The organism is Marisediminitalea lipolytica (assembly GCF_001758465.1).
GTDB classification, from domain to species: Bacteria; Pseudomonadota; Gammaproteobacteria; order Enterobacterales; family Alteromonadaceae; genus Alteromonas; species Alteromonas lipolytica.
Genome location: NZ_MJIC01000014.1, coordinates 594,961 through 614,304, shown reverse-complemented (window position 1 = coordinate 614,304; position 19,344 = coordinate 594,961). Strand labels below are relative to the sequence as shown.

General features: G+C 46.1%; 20 protein-coding genes. 13 read left to right on the top strand and 7 right to left on the bottom strand.

The genetic code is table 11. The features are described 5' to 3' along the window. Positions 1–171: 171 nt before the first annotated feature. Positions 172–408, bottom strand: coding sequence for a DUF6471 domain-containing protein (locus tag BFC17_RS13710; protein ID WP_083271736.1), 237 nt, complete (start codon positions 406–408; stop codon positions 172–174). A 296-nt stretch (positions 409–704) separates the two neighbouring features. On the opposite strand from BFC17_RS13710, the gene BFC17_RS13705 reads away from it, so the two are divergent. From BFC17_RS13705 to BFC17_RS13665, 9 genes are all read left to right on the top strand, one after another. Next, complete coding sequence (locus BFC17_RS13705; RefSeq protein WP_070177030.1) at positions 705–1,094, top strand: DUF2170 family protein; 390 nt, start codon at positions 705–707, stop codon at positions 1,092–1,094. 15 nt (positions 1,095–1,109) lie between these two features. Beyond that, entirely contained in the window at positions 1,110–1,790 is a 681-nt protein-coding gene (locus BFC17_RS13700) for a PspA/IM30 family protein (protein ID WP_070177029.1), read from the top strand. Positions 1,791–1,892: 102 nt separating this feature from the next. Beyond that, positions 1,893–2,945 carry a potassium channel family protein gene (locus BFC17_RS13695; protein WP_070177028.1) on the top strand — a complete coding sequence of 351 codons (1,053 nt, stop codon included), beginning with the start codon at positions 1,893–1,895 and terminating at the stop codon, positions 2,943–2,945. 1 nt (position 2,946) lies between these two features. Continuing rightward, positions 2,947–3,591 carry a YjfK family protein gene (locus BFC17_RS13690; protein ID WP_070177027.1) on the top strand — a complete coding sequence of 215 codons (645 nt, stop codon included), beginning with the start codon at positions 2,947–2,949 and terminating at the stop codon, positions 3,589–3,591. Positions 3,592–3,606: 15 nt separating this feature from the next. After that, entirely contained in the window at positions 3,607–4,023 is a 417-nt protein-coding gene (locus BFC17_RS13685) for a DUF350 domain-containing protein (RefSeq protein WP_070177026.1), read from the top strand. 10 nt (positions 4,024–4,033) lie between these two features. Further along, complete coding sequence (locus BFC17_RS13680; protein ID WP_070177025.1) at positions 4,034–4,654, top strand: DUF1190 domain-containing protein; 621 nt, start codon at positions 4,034–4,036, stop codon at positions 4,652–4,654. A 1-nt stretch (position 4,655) separates the two neighbouring features. Next, the gene (locus BFC17_RS13675; RefSeq protein ID WP_070177024.1) at positions 4,656–5,822 is read left to right on the top strand and encodes a glutathionylspermidine synthase family protein; all 1,167 of its coding nucleotides are present in this window, start codon (positions 4,656–4,658) and stop codon (positions 5,820–5,822) included. Beyond that, positions 5,819–6,370, top strand: coding sequence for a rhomboid family intramembrane serine protease (locus BFC17_RS13670; RefSeq protein WP_070177023.1), 552 nt, complete (start codon positions 5,819–5,821; stop codon positions 6,368–6,370). Before BFC17_RS13675 ends, BFC17_RS13670 begins: the two co-directional genes overlap by 4 nt. Positions 6,371–6,417: 47 nt before the next feature. Continuing rightward, on the top strand, positions 6,418–7,125 hold the full coding sequence (locus BFC17_RS13665) for a VC0807 family protein (RefSeq protein WP_070177022.1): 708 nt from the start codon (positions 6,418–6,420) through the stop codon (positions 7,123–7,125). Between the two features lie 63 nt (positions 7,126–7,188). Here BFC17_RS13665 and BFC17_RS13660 read toward each other — a convergent pair whose 3' ends face one another. Beyond that, positions 7,189–8,616 carry an alkaline phosphatase gene (locus BFC17_RS13660; protein ID WP_070177021.1) on the bottom strand — a complete coding sequence of 476 codons (1,428 nt, stop codon included), beginning with the start codon at positions 8,614–8,616 and terminating at the stop codon, positions 7,189–7,191. A 146-nt stretch (positions 8,617–8,762) separates the two neighbouring features. Next, positions 8,763–9,710, bottom strand: a complete 948-nt coding sequence (locus BFC17_RS13655) for a chemotaxis protein CheV (protein WP_070177020.1) — start codon at positions 9,708–9,710, stop codon at positions 8,763–8,765. 245 nt (positions 9,711–9,955) lie between these two features. Between BFC17_RS13655 and BFC17_RS13650 the strand changes: the two genes are divergently transcribed. The 4 genes from BFC17_RS13650 (at position 9,956) to BFC17_RS13635 (ending at position 16,150) form a co-directional block, all read left to right on the top strand. Beyond that, positions 9,956–11,548: an isocitrate lyase gene (locus BFC17_RS13650; protein WP_070177019.1), complete on the top strand. Its 1,593-nt coding sequence runs from the start codon at positions 9,956–9,958 to the stop codon at positions 11,546–11,548. A gap of 298 nt (positions 11,549–11,846) precedes the next feature. Next, complete coding sequence (locus BFC17_RS13645; protein ID WP_070177018.1) at positions 11,847–12,785, top strand: LysR family transcriptional regulator; 939 nt, start codon at positions 11,847–11,849, stop codon at positions 12,783–12,785. 172 nt (positions 12,786–12,957) lie between these two features. Next, positions 12,958–15,132 carry a malate synthase G gene (locus tag BFC17_RS13640; RefSeq protein ID WP_070177017.1) on the top strand — a complete coding sequence of 725 codons (2,175 nt, stop codon included), beginning with the start codon at positions 12,958–12,960 and terminating at the stop codon, positions 15,130–15,132. Positions 15,133–15,307: 175 nt separating this feature from the next. Then, positions 15,308–16,150, top strand: a complete 843-nt coding sequence (locus BFC17_RS13635; RefSeq protein WP_070177016.1) for a patatin-like phospholipase family protein — start codon at positions 15,308–15,310, stop codon at positions 16,148–16,150. 24 nt (positions 16,151–16,174) lie between these two features. Here BFC17_RS13635 and BFC17_RS13630 read toward each other — a convergent pair whose 3' ends face one another. The 4 genes from BFC17_RS13630 to BFC17_RS13615 are packed head-to-tail and all read right to left on the bottom strand — an operon-like array spanning position 16,175 to position 19,338. Beyond that, positions 16,175–17,191 (bottom strand): NAD-dependent epimerase, encoded by a 1,017-nt coding sequence (locus BFC17_RS13630; RefSeq protein ID WP_070177015.1) that lies wholly within the window; start codon positions 17,189–17,191, stop codon positions 16,175–16,177. Next, entirely contained in the window at positions 17,188–18,279 is a 1,092-nt protein-coding gene (locus tag BFC17_RS13625; protein ID WP_070177014.1) for a nucleotidyltransferase domain-containing protein, read from the bottom strand. Before BFC17_RS13625 ends, BFC17_RS13630 begins: the two co-directional genes overlap by 4 nt. Then, positions 18,273–19,139, bottom strand: a complete 867-nt coding sequence (locus BFC17_RS13620; protein ID WP_070177013.1) for an HprK-related kinase A — start codon at positions 19,137–19,139, stop codon at positions 18,273–18,275. The genes BFC17_RS13625 and BFC17_RS13620 overlap by 7 nt, the downstream gene beginning before the upstream one ends. Next, on the bottom strand, positions 19,117–19,338 hold the full coding sequence (locus BFC17_RS13615; protein WP_070177012.1) for a hypothetical protein: 222 nt from the start codon (positions 19,336–19,338) through the stop codon (positions 19,117–19,119). The genes BFC17_RS13620 and BFC17_RS13615 overlap by 23 nt, the downstream gene beginning before the upstream one ends. Positions 19,339–19,344 lie beyond the last annotated feature (6 nt).

Below are 19,344 nucleotides of genomic sequence, written 5' to 3'. Positions count from 1 at the left end.
TATTTTTTTTTATACCAATGGATGCGACCCTATACATAGTATTTCTTTTATATTTCCGTGATAAGGCTATTATTTAATCACAAGCGATGATGTTCTCCCATCTTCCTTATTCGACCCAGTCACTTTGACTGGGTTTTGTTTATCCGGGCCTTGCTAAACGGGCTATCCAACTTAGTCAGCATCACTGGCGGCAATAATCTCAGCCATCATTTCTACCGATAAAGGCCGGGCCTTTAATACATATAAAATTTGCAGTAGCAAATCCGCACCTAAAATCCCTTTGTTAACTTTATTGCGCAGGTTATCCGCCGTCTGCGTTACCCCTATTTCTGCCAGCTTGTCACTCAGTCCCTGATATTTAACACCCCGTAGCGACATTTCTGAACGAACGATTCGCTGGACAATCATTCGCCATTGATTCTGACCTTTCAAAAAGCCCCCTTTTGTGAATTATTTTTTACATTGACACACTTTTTTACACATATAGACATAATTATTATTGACTAGGATAAGTATAATTGTCTACACTTTTCCTCGTTCAGGCCATTGGTGATGGTGACCAGTTGACCTGAACGGGTAATGAGAAAGTAACAGATATCGATTTAGTCACACTTTGTTGCACAACTTAACGCAAATACATTGCAACAGTGTAGTAAATCTGACTAGAGTTAACGGCATTAAGCTGATTCGGTAAGGAGATAATTATGGAATGGGATCTTGAACAACTTGAGGCCCTGTTTAAAGACATGGATGACCTGGTTGTCACCCGCGAGAAAGAATGTTTACTGATTGCAAATCAGGATGGGCTGGATGCCTGGCTGGCAATCAGCGGTGAACAAATCATTGTTGAGAGTTTGCTGTTTAACGCATCGCAGGTTGCCGACAAAGCTGCTCTTGACCACGATATTCTGTCAACTCACATGCTTTTCCCACTCACTACGGTGGCCATATCCAACGTCAATGGTGAAGAGTACTACACTGCTTTTGGGGCGTTAAGCGCGCAATCCAAAGCAGAAAGTATTCAAATTGAAGTGACCACGTTATTCCAAAACGTTGCCGCTTTCCTTGACGCCTATGAGTCGCACTTGAAGTAATTTAAGGAGAAATTTATGTCTGTTTGGAAAAAACTGATCACAGCAGTAAAAGGTGGCGCTACAGAGGCGGCCCAGTCAGTCGTGGATAGTCAGGCAATCAGAATTCTTGAACAGGAAATTCGGGAAGCAAAGGAAGAGTTGCGTAAATCTGATCATGCCCGCACGCAAATTCTGGCTAAGTGCAAGCTATCGCAACAAAAGGTTGATGGTTTTAACCAGTCCATTGCTGAATATGAAGCCCATGCCCGTAAAGCTATCGACACCGATCGCGAACTGGCGCTGGACTGTGCTCAGAAAGTCAGCGACCTGAAAGCAGAGCGTGATCAGGAGCAACAGTACCTTGACCAGTTTAATGCATCAGAACTTCAGCTGGCTAAGAACATTCAGCAAGCCAAAGCCAACCTGCGTCGCCTGGAACAGCAGGTCGATATGGTAAAGGCCACTGAAAGCGTGCAAAAAGCCCAGGTTGCCGTCTCGTCGCGTCACATGGGCGCAAACAGCAAAATGAAAACGGCTACCGAGTCACTTTCACGCATTCAGGAAAAGCAAAAATTACGCAATGCTGAACTGGAAGCAGCCGAAGAACTGGCGTCTTCTGAATCATCTGATGATTTAGAAAAACGTCTGGCAGCGGCTGGTATAAAAGGCGGCCAAAGCTCTGCCGATGACGAACTGGCCCGTATTCTGGGCAAGTAAGCAATACAGGACGGTTAACTTAAGTCATGACACTTGAGTTGACCGTCATTTTTTTGCGAAGATAAAACGGAAATAATCAACAAGGATGCCTGCTACGACATTATGTGGATAAAAATACGACGCGTAATGCTCAACTATTTTGCCGAATCCAGATGGTACACCATTGTCATAGCAACGCTGTTCTATGCCCTGAGTTCCTGGTTGTTACTTTATGCATTTGATGAACAGGCGCTCATTTCTGGTGCTGACTTTGTGTACTGGCTGGCGGTAACTGGCTCAACGGTGGGCTATGGCGACTTGTCGCCCCAAACAACCGCCGGGAAACTTGTTGTTGCGCTATATGTCATTCCTCTGGGACTAAGTATTTTTGCTATGGTAGTCGGCCGGGTCGCCGGTTTTGTAGGAAATCAGTGGAGGAAAAGTCTGATGGGTTTATCGACGCTGGATGTCAGCAATCATATTCTGGTAATAGGTTGGAACGAACAACGTACCCTGCTGTTGCTTAAATTGCTTTTACAGGAACAAAAGTCGCTGGCCGACAAACCTGATATTGTGCTGTGCGTACGGGCTGATATTACCAACCCGATGCCGGGGCAAATCGAATTTGTCAAAGTGGAATCGTTTAATAAAGATGACGACATGGATAAAGCCTGCATCGGCACTGCAGCGACCATTCTGATTGATAATCCCGAAGATGATCTGACCATGACCACAGCGCTTTACAGCGCGCAAAAGAATCCGTCGGCGCACCAAGTAGCGTACTTTAATGACGAAAGCCTGGTCAGATTACTGCAAATGCATTGTCCGCAAATCGAATGTACCCCCAGTGTCGCGGTGGAAATGCTGGCAAAAGCGGCCTTTGATCCCGGTTCCAGCACCCTTCATCATGACTTGCTGAGTGTGGATGATGATGGACAGGCACAATTTTCACTGACTATTCCCCATTCGGTCAACCCGGTAAGTTTTCAACAGCTCTTTATTGCTTTTAAACGTCAGTATGATGCGACCTTAATTGGCTATGCCGGCCCGCAAAGAGGACAGCCAGTGACTTTAAATCCAGGCCTGGACACCGTCATATCTCCCCAGGACAAGCTTTATTACATCGCCAAATCCCGCATTACTGATATTAGTTGGACAGCGCTTACGGAGTCGTAACATGTTTAAAAAATGGTTTAAATCTGACGAACCCAAAAAACCTTCGGCGCCGGAAGTTATGGGACTGTATTTGGGCGGCTCCTTTGAACTGGATGACTTAAAACTCAAATTGCTAACGCCGCAACTTTGTATTGAGGGCGCGGCCAGCAAGCATCTTATTCAGGCCGTTGGTCAGGCCGAGCTGGACAGCGGCGGCACACTTCTGCGATTTTACACCGACGATGACGCCTTTCTGCAAGTCGTTCTCGATGGCGGTATGACCGAAAACCACATTACCGATGTTAAACTCTGGTATTTTTATTCCACCACCACGATTGGCAATGAGTCACAGTGGCAACAATGCCTGAGCGACACTATTTCTACGCCTACGTACCAGTTGGAAGGACATACTTTTAAGCGGGTGTGGGATGCCGTTGGCACAGAATCGCCTCCGGTAGCCGTTACCGAAAAAACCTGGGAAGAAGACGGCGACGTTAGCGAAACCGATCAATTTATGATGTTATACGAGCGAGAAATCGATAACGACAGAACCGAATCGCTGCTTGTGGCTGGTGAAGAAAAAATTGTTGGGAACAACGCTGACCGCTGTCTGGTTATAAGCACCGGACTTGATATACAACCTGCCGACATTCGCATTAACGGCTAATTATAAGGAAAACCCATGGAACTCATCACGCAATCAATGGCCGGCCTGTTAAACTTTGCTCTGTATTTTGCGGTTTCAATTGTCTACCTGTTTGTCTTTAAAGTGGTGTATGCCATGGTAACGCCGCACGATGAATGGCGGTTGGTCAAACAGGAAAAAAATGTCGCGGCGGCGATTGGTTTTGGTGGCGCTATGGTGGGATTTAGCCTGGCGCTGGCCAGTGCCGCCTCTAACTCACTGGGGTTAATCGATTTCACATTATGGGGAATTGTGGCAGTGATTGCCCAGAGCCTGGCCTTCGCCCTGCTTCGTTTTAGTTTTATGCCCAAAATCGCAGAGCGCATTAATAACAACGAGGTATCTGCCGGCGTGATGCTGGCGGCCATGTCTGTTGCTGTGGGTATTTTAAATGCCGCTTGCATGACTTATTAGGAGTTTTGCAATGGGACATTCTCAAAAACGTTCAAAAACGATCCATTTACATCAACTGCGAAAAGCATTTGCTATTAAGCCCCTCGCTGTAGGTATTGCCAGCATTATGCTGACCGCCTGTGGCAGCGATCGTGATCAGTCAAAAATTTACGTCTCGCCGGAAGATTGCCAACAGGATAATCCAGAAGCGACCGGGCAGTGCCTGGCGGCATACGAATCAGCCATTGAAGAGCACAATCGCACTGCCCCCCGGTTTGACAGACAAAGCGACTGCGAGTATGAATTTGGCTCCGATCGCTGCCAGTATGTTCAATCCTCATCGGGCAGCTTTTTTATGCCCTTCATGGCAGGGTATATGGTGAGTCAGCTGCTTCAGCCACGACCTTACTATTCTCAGCCGCTGTATACGTCTTTTTCGCCCTATTCCCCGTTTCGCTCCCGTTGGGTAACGTCAAATGGTTATGTCTTTGACGGCGATATCAGAAGACGTTCCTATAATGCCCCCTCATCGGTATTTGAGAAAAAACCAACCGTAAGCCGGACCATAAAACGTGGCGGCTTTGGCAGTTCAGTACGAGCAAAATCCAGTTGGGGCAGTTCAAGCTCAAAATCTAAGGGCTGGGGCAGCTAGAATGCTAAGAATAACCAGTCAGCCGCGGCACAACTGGCAGCAACTGGCGGCTGAATATGGTTTTCATTTTCACACCATGTACGGCGAACCCTACTGGGATGAAAGTGCATACTACCAGTTTTCGCTGGCGCAAATAGAACAGGATATCGAAGATCCCAGCGCGGAATTACATCAGATGTGCCTGCATGTAGTGGATAAAGTGGTTAAATCCGAGGCGCTGCTGAAGCAGTGCCAAATTCCCGAACAGCACTGGGATTTCATTGCCCACAGCTGGCAGCAACGCATGCCCTCGCTTTACTCCCGGCTAGACCTTGTTTATGACGGTCGCTCGCCGGCTAAGTTACTGGAAAATAACGCTGATACGCCCACTTCGTTGTACGAGACGGGATTCTGGCAGTGGTTGTGGCTGGAAAACATGGTAGACAGTGGCCGGATAGCCCGCAGCGCTGACCAGTTTAACTCGCTGCAGGAAAAACTGATTTATCGCTTTGCCCGGTTAAAGCAGCAATATCAGTATCAGCGCATTCATTTCAGCTGCTGCGAAGACTCCACGGAAGACCGGGGGACGGTACAGTATCTGCAGGATTGCGCCAGCGCAGCCGGTATTGACGCCCCTTTTTTATATGTTGAAGAAATCGGTTTAAGTGAAACCGGCTACTTTACCGATCTTGAGGATAAGGTCATCACCCACTGTTTTAAACTTTATCCCTGGGAATTTATGCTCCGCGAAGAATTTGGTGACGCCTTAAATACCGCGGATGTAGGATGGCTGGAGCCAGCCTGGAAAGCCATTTTATCGAACAAAGCACTTCTTCCCTTGTTGTGGCAGGAATTTTCTGGTCACCCAAATTTATTACCTGCGTATTTTGAAAAAGATAAAGCGCTGGCCAGCTACGGAAAGTGGATTAAAAAACCCTTGTTCTCCCGGGAAGGCGCCAATATCTCTTTGTTAGAAGGCGGTAACGCCGCAACCACACTCTCAGAAGGCCCCTATGGTGAAGAAGGCTATATTTTACAGCAGTTTAATCCCCTTCCCCGTTACGGAGAAAACTACGTACTTATCGGCAGCTGGTTGGTAGATGATATGCCTGCTGGCATTTCAATCCGTGAGGATAGTTCTTTGATCACCCAGGATCTGTCACGTTATTTACCGCATATTATTTTATGAAACAGTTTACCTTGCCCCAACAACTTCGGCTCCTCGGCATTTTGGCATTAACCCTACTGGGCAGCGAATTTATTAACCTGATGCTGACCAACGGATTAAATCAGTTTGGCATTCGCCCGCGGGTACCAGAGAGTCTGCCCGGAATTTTGCTGGCGCCCTTTCTTCACGCCAACCTGACTCACTTTGCCAGTAATTTTTTACCTCTGCTGTTATTTGTCTGGTTAAGTATGCAGTGGGGAAAAACCACCTTTGTAAAATCCACATTACTCATTTGGCTGGGAGCAGGCCTTTGTGTGTGGCTTTTTGGCCGCAACGCCATGCATATAGGCGCCAGCGGAATCGTTTATGGCTACCTCGGATTTATCATCCTTGGCGGCTTTTATAGCAAAAAGTTACATTTATTGATTATTTCGGTAGTGATAGCGGTATTATATGGCGGTATGATATTCGGCGTGTTACCACTACAGCGCTTTGTATCATTCGAATACCACCTGTTTGGTTTTTTGATGGGCTTGCTTAGTGCACATTTGTGGGCTAAGTCAGCATAAACCGGCGGATTATTGCCTCTTTTAATTGTTAGTAAAGAAATTTCAGTATGTCAGATACCCCCCAAGCCACTGCAAAACCTCAGAATCAAGGTTTCCTGCCAAATCTGGCATTTAACATTATTATTCCCGTTGTTCTGATGAGCTATGCCAGCTCTGAGGAATACCTCGGCCCGGCCTGGAGCATAGTGGCAGCACTTATTTTTCCGTTCGGTTACGGATTATGGGATTTAAAACAAAGCGGAAAAATCAACGGTTTTTCGATACTGGGCATTGTTAGCGTACTGCTCACAGGCGGTATCAGCCTGCTGAAATTGCCAGCTGAATATATTGCTATTAAAGAAGCCACTATTCCGGCCATCATTGGCCTTGCCGTACTGGTAACGCAGGCGACGGAAAAACCCCTGGTAAAAATGCTTATTCTGAACGACCAAATCATTAACTGGCCAAAACTAAACGAAGTGCTGGATGCCCAGAACAAACAACCCATTTTTAAAGAAAAGATTAAACACTGTTCGTATATAGTGGCTGGTTCGTTTTTCCTGTCATCAGCCCTTAACTATATTCTGGCCAAAGTGATTCTGGTGAGCGAACCAGGCACCACTGCCTACACAGAAGAGTTAGGCCGCATGACAGCACTGAGCTATCCGGTAATCGTTATCCCATCCATGGTGCTGCTAATTGCGGCGCTGTGGTACTTGTTTAGCCAGATAGGCAAGATTACCGGGGAAGATATAGAGATGTTTATTAATCAGTAACAACTAAAAAAGAGAGCTATTAAGCTCTCTTTTTTGATCTACAAAAACCACTTTGCTTACGCCTTATTCACAGCGCCAGTCAGTTTCAAAATCACACTGACTTTTCGACGCATCAGCTACTGGTTTTTCAACTGCTTTAGCTGGGGCTGCAGTTTTAGCCGGTAACAGACCAAACAGCTTTTTGGCGATATCGGTATTATCGTATTGGCCTTCAAAAACTTTACTGCTGTTACCAAAGGCAAATACTTCAACGTCAACACCGGTATGGCCGCTTGTAGTCCAGCCGGTATTCGAGCGCACATCCAGTAAGGTTTTTATACCTTGTTCAATGGCTTTTTCATCATCCAGTTTGGCTAGCGCTACAATTTGTTGTGCTTCTGCGGTTGAAAGCTCAAATCCCAGGGTGTTGCTTACGTAAGCAACCGGTGAGTCTGCCTTGCCCAGGTTCGCAGCAATAGTAGCAGGCGATTGTGTCAGGTTTTGCAGCCATTCCGGTGCCCAGCGATATTCGCCGCGCGCACCAATGGTAAGGCCGCCAGTACTGTGATCCGCAGTTAACACCACCAGCGTATCCGGATTGGCCTTAACATAGTCGCTAAGATATTCCAGCGCCAGATTAAGATCGTGCATTTCTGCCATCGCGCCAGCAATATCATTGGCATGCCCTGCCCAGTCAACCTGACTGGCCTCAACTAACAGGAAGAACCCTTTGTCATTTTCCAGGTGTTTAATCGCATGCTCGGTTAAATAAGCTAACCGATTTTTACGTTTATCATCCAGAGCCGAGGGTAATCCTACCGGCGCAAATAAGCCCAGTATGTTGGAACCAGCAGGCAAGGTAGCCAACTTATTATAGGTATCCACATAGGCGTAACCAGCGTCGATAAACTGCGCCGTAACATCGCGATCTTCACGCTCAAAATATTTGGTTCCGCCCCCTAGCATAACATCAGCAACAAACTCATCGTTTATACGGTCATCAAAGTAACTGTCTGCTAACGCATCATAGTTTTGGCGGCTTTCATTATGCGCGATATAAGCAGCGGGGGTCGCATGATTGATCTGCGAGGTCACGGCAACACCAGTGCGCATACCTAATTGCTTAGCACGCTGCAAAATGGAGGTAACCGGCTTTTTATCCTTATCTACACCGATGGCGCCGTTGTAGCTTTTAACTCCAGAAGCCAAAGCCGTAGCAGACGCTGCAGAATCCGTTACAAAACCGGACACCTGAGCGGGGTAAGTACTGGCATTACCGACAAAAAAGCTATCCATAATAACCGGTTCCACTTTAGCTGTAGTGGGGTCGTCCCGAAAGTTACGGTAGGCGGTGGTATAAGCCGGCCCCATGCCATCAGCGACAATCATAATGATATTTTTAGGTTTGGCCGGGGTTTGGGATGGCTGGGTTGCAGCCGTATCGGCTGTATTAACGCAGGCGGATAATGCAAAAGTTGCGGCTATTGCCACAAGCAGTTTCTGTCGCACGATAATTTCCTTTTTGTAATATTAATCTATCGCAGTGTATTGCTGTTATCTTACATCCTCATTAAAAACAGATAAGATGTTAAAACAACAGGTTAAAAATAATTATACCGTTATCACTGCTCATTTCCCATACAACGGCATTTTAACGGCTAGAGCAACTCACGCATTCGCTGTTGAACAACGTCAACCAGCATATCCGGCTGAAATTTAGAGATAAACCGGTTGCAGCCAACCTTCTCTACCATGGCCTGATTAAAGCTGCCGCTCAATGACGTATTCAGCGCAATAAACAAATCAGACATTCTTTGATCGGCCCGCACTTCTGCCGTTAATCGGTAACCATCCATCTCCGGCATTTCGGCATCGGTAAACATCATCAGAATTTCGTCAGTAACGGTTTTACCTAAATCCGCCCATTCTTGTAACAAGGCCAGCGCCTCAGCACCGTTATGACACTCTAAAATCTGTAAACCCAGTTGCTCTAAGGTGTCCCGAATCTGCTTTCTTGCCGTCGATGAGTCATCTACGATAAGTACTTTACGCCCTGTAAAGTGGTTGACCACGTCATGATCAAGTACTTCTTCTGAGATTGACACGTCATATTCGATGATTTCTGCCAGTACTTTTTCCACATCGATAATCTCGACTAACTCTCGCTTACCCTGAATATCAATCTGAGTGATAGCGGTCAGAAAGTTTGCTTTACCGATAGATTTTGGCGGCGGCTGAATATCTTCCCAGGATGTGTTAACGATGCTAACCACATCACCAATCAGGAAGCCCTGTACCGAACGGTTATATTCGGTAATGATGACATTGCGCTCCATGGGCAAATTATCCTCAGAAACCGGACGCATTCTGATAGCCTGGCGCAAATCAATAACCGGGATAGTCAGGCCCCGGTAAATCGTTACACCACGCAGGTTTCCATGCGTTCCTGGCATCATATTCATGCGCGGAACGGTAATTACTTCTTTTACTTTAAACACATTTATTGCGTAAGTGTGGCGGGTGCCCAAACGGAACATCAAAAGCTCCAGTCGGTTCTCCCCAACCAGCTTAGTTCGCTGATCAACTGACGAAAGTATTTCACTCATTAGTACTGGCCTTCCAAGTATCCTTTCTTAATAATAGAATTTTTTTCCGCATTTTGCGCGGAAAATCCTTACTAATCACCAAGTTCAGAAAACCACCAACAAACATTCATCAGAATTATTACGATAATGAAGATTATATATTTCTGTTATTGAGCTCATCGCTCTAGGATGAAATGGAAGTCGATGACAACCCAAGGGTGTTATCAGCAAACGATTCATTCTATTTTCGGGAAGGAGAGACAGTCATGTCAGAATACCAAAATGCAATCGACCAGGTTGCCACACTAAAAAGTCAATACAACGGTACTTGGAATGCCATCAGCCCAGAATTTGCTGCTCGCATGGTAGTTCAGAACCGTTTTAAAACTGGTTTGGACGTTGCTAAGTATACAGCAAAAATTATGCGTCAGGACATGGCCGAGTACGATGCAGACTGCACTCAGTACACCCAATCTTTAGGTTGCTGGCACGGTTTCGTTGGTCAGCAAAAAATGCTGTCGGTTAAAAAACACCAGGGTACTACCAGCAAGAGCTATCTGTACCTGTCTGGCTGGATGGTTGCTGCATTACGTTCTGAGTTTGGCCCTCTGCCTGACCAGTCTATGCACGAAAAAACCTCAGTTGCTGCCTTAATCGAAGAACTGTACACCTTCCTGCGTCAGGCTGACGCTCGTGAACTGGGTGATTTGTTCAAGCAGTTAGACGCTGCTAAAGCAAGCGGTGGCGATGTTGCTGCTATCCAGGCACAAATCGACAACTACGAAACTCACGTAGTGCCAATCATCGCCGACATCGACGCGGGTTTCGGTAACGAAGAAGCCACTTACCTGTTAGCTAAGAAAATGATCGAAGCGGGTGCGTGCTGTATCCAAATCGAAAACCAGGTATCAGATGCTAAGCAATGTGGTCACCAGGACGGTAAAGTAACTGTTCCTCATGAAGACTTCCTGGCGAAAATCAACGCTGTTCGTTACGCCTTCTTAGAGCTTGGCGTTGACGATGGTGTAATCGTTGCCCGTACTGACTCATTAGGTGCTGGCCTGACTCAGAAGATCCCGGTATCTACCAGCGAAGGTGACCTGGCTTCTCAATATAATGCATTCCTGCAAACTACCCCGGTTAATTCAGTAGCCGACCTGAACGAAGGTGACCTGGTACTGAAGCAAAACGGTGAACTGGTTAAGCCTGAGCGTCTGCCTAACGGCCTGTTCCGCTTCAAGCCTGATACGGGTGTAGCGCGTTGTGTACTTGACTGTATCACCAGCCTGCAAAACGGTGCTGACCTGCTGTGGATCGAAACTGAAAAACCACACGTACGTCAAATCGGTGACATGGTTGACCAAATCCGTGAAGTTATCCCGAATGCGAAACTGGTATATAACAACTCTCCATCATTCAACTGGACCCTGAACTTCCGTCAGCAAGTATTTGACGCATGGTCAGAAGAAGGTAAAGACGTGTCTGCCTACGACCGCGCTAACCTTATGTCAGTTGAGTACGATGAGACTGAACTGGCAGCGGCTGCTGACGAGAAGATCCAAAGCTTCCAGGCGGATGCGGCTCGCGAAGCGGGTATCTTCCACCACCTGATCACGCTGCCTACTTACCACACTGCTGCGCTGTCAACTGACAACCTGGCAAAAGGTTACTTCGGTGACGAAGGTATGCTGGCATACGTTAAAGGCGTACAGCGTCAGGAAATCCGTCAGGGTCTGGCGTGCGTTAAGCACCAGGCAATGGCTGGTTCTGACTTAGGTGATGTTCACAAAGAATACTTCTCTGGTGAGCAGGCACTTAAAGCCAGCGGTGAAGACAACACCATGAACCAATTCGACTAATTCGACTAGTTCCCACCAACTATTAAGTCGATTCTTGTGAAGCCTCCTTCGGGAGGCTTTTTTTTGGTCTGCTAAACACATAAATCATACCTCTCGTCGGTTTTATTCACGAAAATTATTTGATTTTAATCATTCACAAAACCCATCAGGGCATCATTTATTTAAAATAACCAATAAATTTCATCAAGTTAGATTTATTTAAACAATAAAGAACTACGACCAAAGGCCTATCTGACAAGCGCTGAGACTATGAGTATAATAGTTGCGTTTAATAATACTAATACAGGCTATTATAGATATGAATATTGCGAAGGTTGATTTGAATTTATTGGTGTATCTGGATGTCCTTTTACGTGAAGGCAGTGTAACCCGCGCAGCAAATCAACTGAGCATTACCCAGCCAGCCATGAGTAATGGTTTAAAACGGCTACGGGATTTATTTAAAGACCCTTTGCTGGTGCGTACCAGCGATGGCATGACACCAACCAAGCGTGCACTTGAGTTACAACCGGTTATTCGCGATGTCCTCAGTAAACTCGAAAGCTCTATCCAACCCGAAACTGACTTTAACCCCGCCACCAGCGCTCGTACCTTTCGCATCATGACCAGTGACTACGCCGAGTCAACATTATTACTGGAACTCTTAGGAAAGCTGGCAGACTGTGCGCCTAATATTACGCTGGATTTGATTACCCCGAGTGATGTGACCTTCCACGATGTGGAACAGGGCAAAGTAGATATGGCAATAAACCGCTTTGACGAGTTGCCGCTGTCCTTCCACCAAAAGGTCATCTGGTACGATAATTTTGCCTGCGTAATGAATAAGAGTCATCCGCTGGCTAGTCATTACGACCTGGAAACCTATCTTAAGGCCCAACATATCTGGGTGAGTAAAACGGGTTTTGGTGTAGGTGTGGGTATCGATCCCAATGAAGTACAAAAGTTGGGTTGGGTGGATGCAGAACTCACCAAGCTGGGCAAACAGCGGGACATTCGCGTGTTTACCCGTCACTACCACGCCGCCCTGCAAATCGCTAAGCGCCAGAGTCTGATTGCCACTCTACCGAGTAAGGCAGCGAAGATATTTACCGACGATCCGGATATCGTACTGCGCGAACCGCCTTTTGATATTCCACCGATTGCGCTGAAGATGGCATGGAGTGCCCTGCTCCATCATGATGCCGGCCATATCTGGCTGCGCCGCTTAATTGGTGATGTTGCCGCAGAAATGCAATAAACCCATTCTATTTGAAGCTTGCTCACTGCTATTGAGCAAGCTTTCGCCAATCCGATAACAAAACAACCAGCCATACATTCACGTTAATTATGGCAACAATAAAAACCATAAACTAAAAATTTAAGCCCCCACCCTCTAGACTGTCGGTACTAACCGTAGACAGGGGACTTCTATGCAAAATTATATTCAGCGCGGCCGCATGCAGGTTGCTGCGATTTTAGACACATTTATCAATGAGCAAGCATTACCTGGCTCCGGTGTCGAACAAGACAGTTTTTGGCAGGGATTTGAATCTGTACTGGCGGAGTTTGTTGGTCAGAACAAAGCGCTGTTAGCGACGCGCGATAAGTTACAGGCTCAGATCGATGAATACCATCAGGCCGGTAACTCACCGACTGGTGAACAGTACAAGCTGTTCTTACAGGAAATTGGTTACTTACAGCCAGAACCGGCTGACTTTGCTATTGAAACGGCCAATGTAGATGCCGAGATGGCGACCATGGCAGGCCCGCAGTTGGTTGTGCCTATCAACAACGCACGTTATGCGCTGAATGCTGCCAACGCTCGCTGGGGCAGCCTGTACGATGCTTTATATGGTACCGATGTAATCAGCACTGACGAAGGGGCTGAAATCACCAAAGCATTTAACCCTGTTCGTGGTGCCAGGGTGATTCAAACTGCACGCGGATGGCTAAACACCATGTTGCCGCTATCATCCGGACAGCACCAGGACGCGGTAGCCTATACTATTGACGGCGATAGCATCAGTGTAAAATTATCTGACGGTTCGGTTACAACACTGGCCGACAACAGCCAGTGGCAAGGTTATCAGGGTAGCGCCGAAGCGCCTACCGCCTTGTTATTCGTGCACAATGGCCTGCATTTCGAAATCCAGATTGATGCGACGAATCCGATTGGTAAAACGGATCCGGCCGGCGTTAAAGACATTCTGGTTGAAGCCGCCCTTACTACCATCATGGACTGTGAGGACTCGGTAGCAGCCGTTGATGCCGAAGATAAAACCCTGGTGTATTCAAACTGGCTGGGCCTGATGAAAGGCACCCTGAGCATTGAGATGCAAAAAGGCGATAAAACCTTTGAGCGTAAGATGAATCCGGATCGCGAATACACCGCACCAAATGGCGAAAACCTGACATTGTCAGGCCGCAGCCTGATGTTTGTGCGCAATGTTGGCCACCTGATGACCAACGACGCTATCTTATTTGATGGTGAAGAAGTACCAGAAGGCATTATGGATGGTGTTATCACCTCACTGATCGCCAAACACGATCTTTTAGGTAATGGCGCTTTCAAAAATACTCGTACCGGCAGCATTTACATTGTAAAACCCAAAATGCACGGCCCTGAAGAAGTGGCCTTCAGCAACGCGCTATTCGGCAAGATAGAAGAAGTGGTTGGTCTTGAGCCCTTCACTCTGAAAATGGGTATTATGGACGAAGAACGCCGCACCAGTGTTAACTTAAAGGCCTGTATCGCAGCGGCCAAACAGCGCACGGTATTTATTAATACCGGCTTCCTGGACCGCACTGGTGATGAAATTCATACTTCAATGCTGGCCGGCCCCTTTGCAGATAAAGCCAGCCTGAAAACCATGAAGTGGATCCAGGCTTATGAGAAAGCTAACGTAAGCACTGGCCTTGCCTGCGGTCTTTCTGGCAAAGCTCAAATCGGTAAAGGCATGTGGCCTATCCCGGATCAAATGGCGCAGATGATGACGGCTAAGATTGGCCATCCGAAATCTGGTGCGAATACGGCGTGGGTTCCCTCGCCTACGGCGGCTACGCTACACGCATTGCATTACCATCAGGTTGATGTCTTCGGGTTACAAAAAGAACTGGCTACGGAGCATTTTGACGGTATTGATGACATCATTACCCTGCCCTTGCTGGAAGATCCTTCATCACTATCAGATGAGCAGATTCAGCGCGAGGTGGACAACAACGTTCAGGGCATTCTGGGTTACGTTGTTCGCTGGGTACATCAGGGCGTTGGTTGTTCCAAAGTGCCGGATATTAATAACGTCGGTCTGATGGAAGACCGCGCTACCCTGCGTATTTCCAGTCAGCACCTGGCAAACTGGCTTGCTCACGGCATCATTTCTGAAGATATGGTTAAAGAGTCGCTTGAGCGCATGGCGAAGCTGGTTGATGAGCAAAACACCAGTGATCCGGAGTACATCCCGATGACGCCGGATACTGCAGGCTCAATTGGTTTTCAGGCAGCCAGCGAACTGATCTTTAAAGGTAAGGAACAGCCAAGCGGCTACACCGAGCCGTTACTGCATCAAAAGCGCAAAGAAATGAAAGCAGCATTGTTAAGCAAGTAAACTTTCCTCTTTAATAAGCGGGCTAACAAGCCCGCTTTTTTATTTGTTCTGACCTGTTGTCCAGCTGCTGCCTCCGTTATTTCCCGCTTTCCTGCACTTAAAAAATTTGCCGAAAAACCAGCGTACTGGAGATATTGGTATATGCTAATAACATCAGTAATCAATTCTTTAAGCTATGTCAGCCAATCAAATCGTTCCAATATTTTCTGGTGGTGGTACCCGCCTTCTAGCGCATATTGGTATTTTAAAAGCGTTACAGGATTTAGACGTCAATTTTAAATCTATCGTAGGGATATCAGGCGGCTCAATTGTTGCCTCATTACACAGTTTTGGCATGACTAATCAGTCACTGTACAACCTGGCGGTAAACACTGATTTCAGACAATTCAGAGACTTTTCCATTCTGCGCTTATTACGCTATGGTGGACTTTCATCCGGCGTTAAGTTTGAACAATGGATGGACGAACAGCTCGACGGCATGACATTTAAAGAAGCGCCCATTCCCTTGCATATCCTGGCCACCGATGTGAATGGCGGCGGTCCGGTGATTTTTAGCAAAGAAACCAGTCCTAATATGAAAGTGTCACATGCGGTCAGGTGTTCCATGTCTATACCGCTACTTTTTAGTTATCAGGTGTATGAGCAACACTTGCTGGTTGATGGTGCTATTTTATCGGAGGATGCCTTGTTCAGAGACTGGCAACAGGATGGCACACCCAACATTTGCTTTCGCTTGCGCAGCGAAGCAAGGGAGCAGCCTTTTAACCCTAAGCGCAGATTTATGCTGCCGCAATATATTGGCATGCTCATTCGTACTTTTATGACCGCGCTATCCCGCGAATATGTGCATGCAGAACACTGGCATAATACTCTGGTCATCAACACCGGTGCGGCGTCGTCGGTAGATTTTGATATGTCTTGCGAAGATAAATTGGCGCTATTTAATCAGGGCTATGAAACGGCTATGAATTTCCTGCCCGGCAAACTAAGTAAATTAAATACCGCTAAAGCCAGCTAGCGCCAAACTGCTTTAGCGTTCACATCAGACGTTATAAAACGCCCGGTACCATTTTACAAATTCATTGATACCCTGCTCAATATTAACCGCCGGACGATAACCCGTGTCTTCTACCAGGCTCGCTACGTCGGCATAGGTATCGGGAACATCACCAGGCTGCATAGGTAATAATTCTTTTTTCGCAGTAACACCTAAGGCTGCTTCGAGGGTTTCGATGAACTTCAGCAGGTTTACCGGGTTTTGTGCGCCTATGTTATAGATTTTCCAGGGCGCTTTACTGCTTGCTGGATTAGGTGAAATCCCATTCCAGTTTTTATCCGATTCTGCCGGGCGATCCAGTGTGCGAATGACACCTTCGACGATATCGTCAATGTAGGTGAAATCGCGGCGATGGTTACCATAGTTATAAACCTGAATGGTTTTGCCTTCTAAAATCGCTTTGGTAAATTTAAATAACGCCATATCCGGACGACCCCAGGGGCCATAAACGGTGAAAAAGCGTAAACCGGTGGTAGACAAGCCATACAAGTGGCTGTAAGTATGCGCCATTAACTCATTGGCTTTCTTACTGGCTGCATACAGGCTAACCGGGTGATCAACGTTATGTTGCTCAGAAAACGGCATGGTTTCATTGGCGCCATAAACGGAACTTGAAGACGCATAAACCAAATGTGCGACCTTGTTGTGACGACAGCCTTCCAGGATATTCATAAAGCCAACCAGGTTGGCATCCACATAGGCATTGGGATTCTCAATGGAATAACGAACCCCCGCTTGTGCCGCAAGGTGCACAACACGGTCAAACTTTTCTGTCGCGAACAGTTCAGCCATTGCCTCGCGGTCTTCTACCCCCATTTTAATGAATTGAAAAGAGCCACTAAAGTCTGCCGATTCAAGTTCTTTCAGACGACCATACTTTAAATTTACGTCATAATAGTCGTTAATGTTGTCGACACCGACCACGTCATCGCCGCGAGATGCAAGATAACGGCTAACAGCCGCACCAATAAAGCCGGCGGCGCCGGTGACCAGAACTTTCATGTAGCATTTTTCCTAAAATAAAAATCGCCCAAAATAGCCTTAACTATATTCCTGCCACCTTTAAACAACAAGTGTTTGGCTAACAAGCTCATAGGCATTTTTTGCGAATAACCAATCACATAATTAATAAATCGGGCTAATCTAAAGTTTGTGTTGGCCACAAAGTCACTCTCAGGACACACCGCACGTCGGATAGCCCATAACCTTAATTGATATTGGAATGAACCAGACTGTAAGTGCCCACTTGCTTCAAGCGGAAGATTGTAATCGAAATAATCCCATAATAATTGTTTCAACAATGAGAGTTCAGTTTTAAAGCCGCTATTCTCAAATAGAAACACCAGGGCAGATATATCGATTTTATTTTCACCTTGGGTCAACAATAAATAAATATCAATTAAATCACGCAAGCCGTTTTCGACGTCTTCATTAGCGATTAAGTGGATTGCTGAGTGAAATACCAGCCACTCTGGGGATGGGCTCTTAACGCCAAAATTTGTCACTATTGATTCTTTAAACAACTTTTGAATGTCAATATGCTTTGCAGAGACTGGTGGGTACAGAGTGTGGTGAACATCAAGGCTCACGCCATCAAAAGGATGATAATACGGGGGTAACTCATGGGACCATTCACGGTAGTATTTCTCATCGTGATTATCGAGTTCTTTAACTTGCCATGACACTTGCTTTAAGGCTTTTTCAGTTCGAGATAAGTCACTTCTGTGCACACAAATATCGATATCTGACATCAATCTCCCCGAACTATTGGGGGTATCAGATGCTATATATGCGGCCCCTTTTAACATTACAAATTCTATGCCACTGACTGCAAACAGTTCGCACAGTTTTTGTAGCTGTACATCAACCTGTCTTTTTTGTGCATCAGAAAATGTAACTGCGGATAAAAATGCAGAATGAAGTTCCAGAGGTATTTCATGCTGTTTATTCTTATTAACGAGCCTTGTGTAAAACGAGGCGGTAAGAGACTTATGCCTTAACACCCGAAACAACCTAAACCATTGATTTTTTGAAAGTCCTTCGACTTCTAATAAACAAATTTGCTTTTTGATTAGCTCGGGAATTAACACTGCCCCTCCAGAATTTCATCTAACAAAGCTGCCATATCTGCAAGATCAGAATACTCAACATAATAAAAGCGACTATTCTGAGTGATTAACGATAAAGTTTTGAATCCGTCGACTCCGAGCACATCGTAATTAAAATTGTGCCGAAGTATTGCAGCGAAGCCTTCAGCTTTGGAGAGAATAGAAATATTTGTATCGCTACCTCGTTTAAACTTAGGAAATACAACCGCTTCGATAGGCGTTTTTACAAAGGATTTAAATTTCTCGAAGCAATAGAGTTTAGCATGACCTATATCTCCTTTATGGGTGTTCTTTGTTATCTTAGAAAAATGACAATCAGAACACGTTTCCTTGATCACATCTATGGACTCGTTCTTCAGAGATGAGGGGCGGAATAGTGGATTTACTGAATTCGTATTCAAATCAACAATGGCAAGCTCATCTGAAAACATGTGCCAACCATTTGCGCCAAGGTAGGTAGCCAGCGTAGTTTTGCCTGAACCAGATACCGCAGGAAAGATAAAGGCCCGGCCATTTTTGACAACGACCGACGAATGAAAAACCAACTTTTGATGTTCAAATGCGGCAAGACACCAATTCATTGCCCATTCAACAGAGGGGAGTACTTTTGCAGGTGGGACAGGATTAAACGGCCTTTGCCCCTCTATTTTAACTACCTTTTGCGGCCGCAGAAACTTTCTTATGAACGACGTATCGTCGATTCGGATAAAATAGTCCGCAAATTCAGGCGATTCGTCTTTAGCGCCATTATCATAAAGGAGTGAGAGTTCACGGTGAGCGTCCTGGGTGATTCCTTCAATATGATAGCGGCAAAGCCCGCTATCGATATTTATGGTTAACATCAACCAATCCCATCTTGTTCAGCAACGTCTTAGTACCACTTTTGTCACGTTTTTCAATAAACGCCATTAACATTTCACTGTAATCGGGATATTGCTTTTTGACAGATTCTAAATGAAGAACGGTAGTGATATTTCCCTCAGATAAAAAGGATAATCCGCTTCCATCGTCAAATATCACCAATTCTAAAATACCGCTCACCGAAAC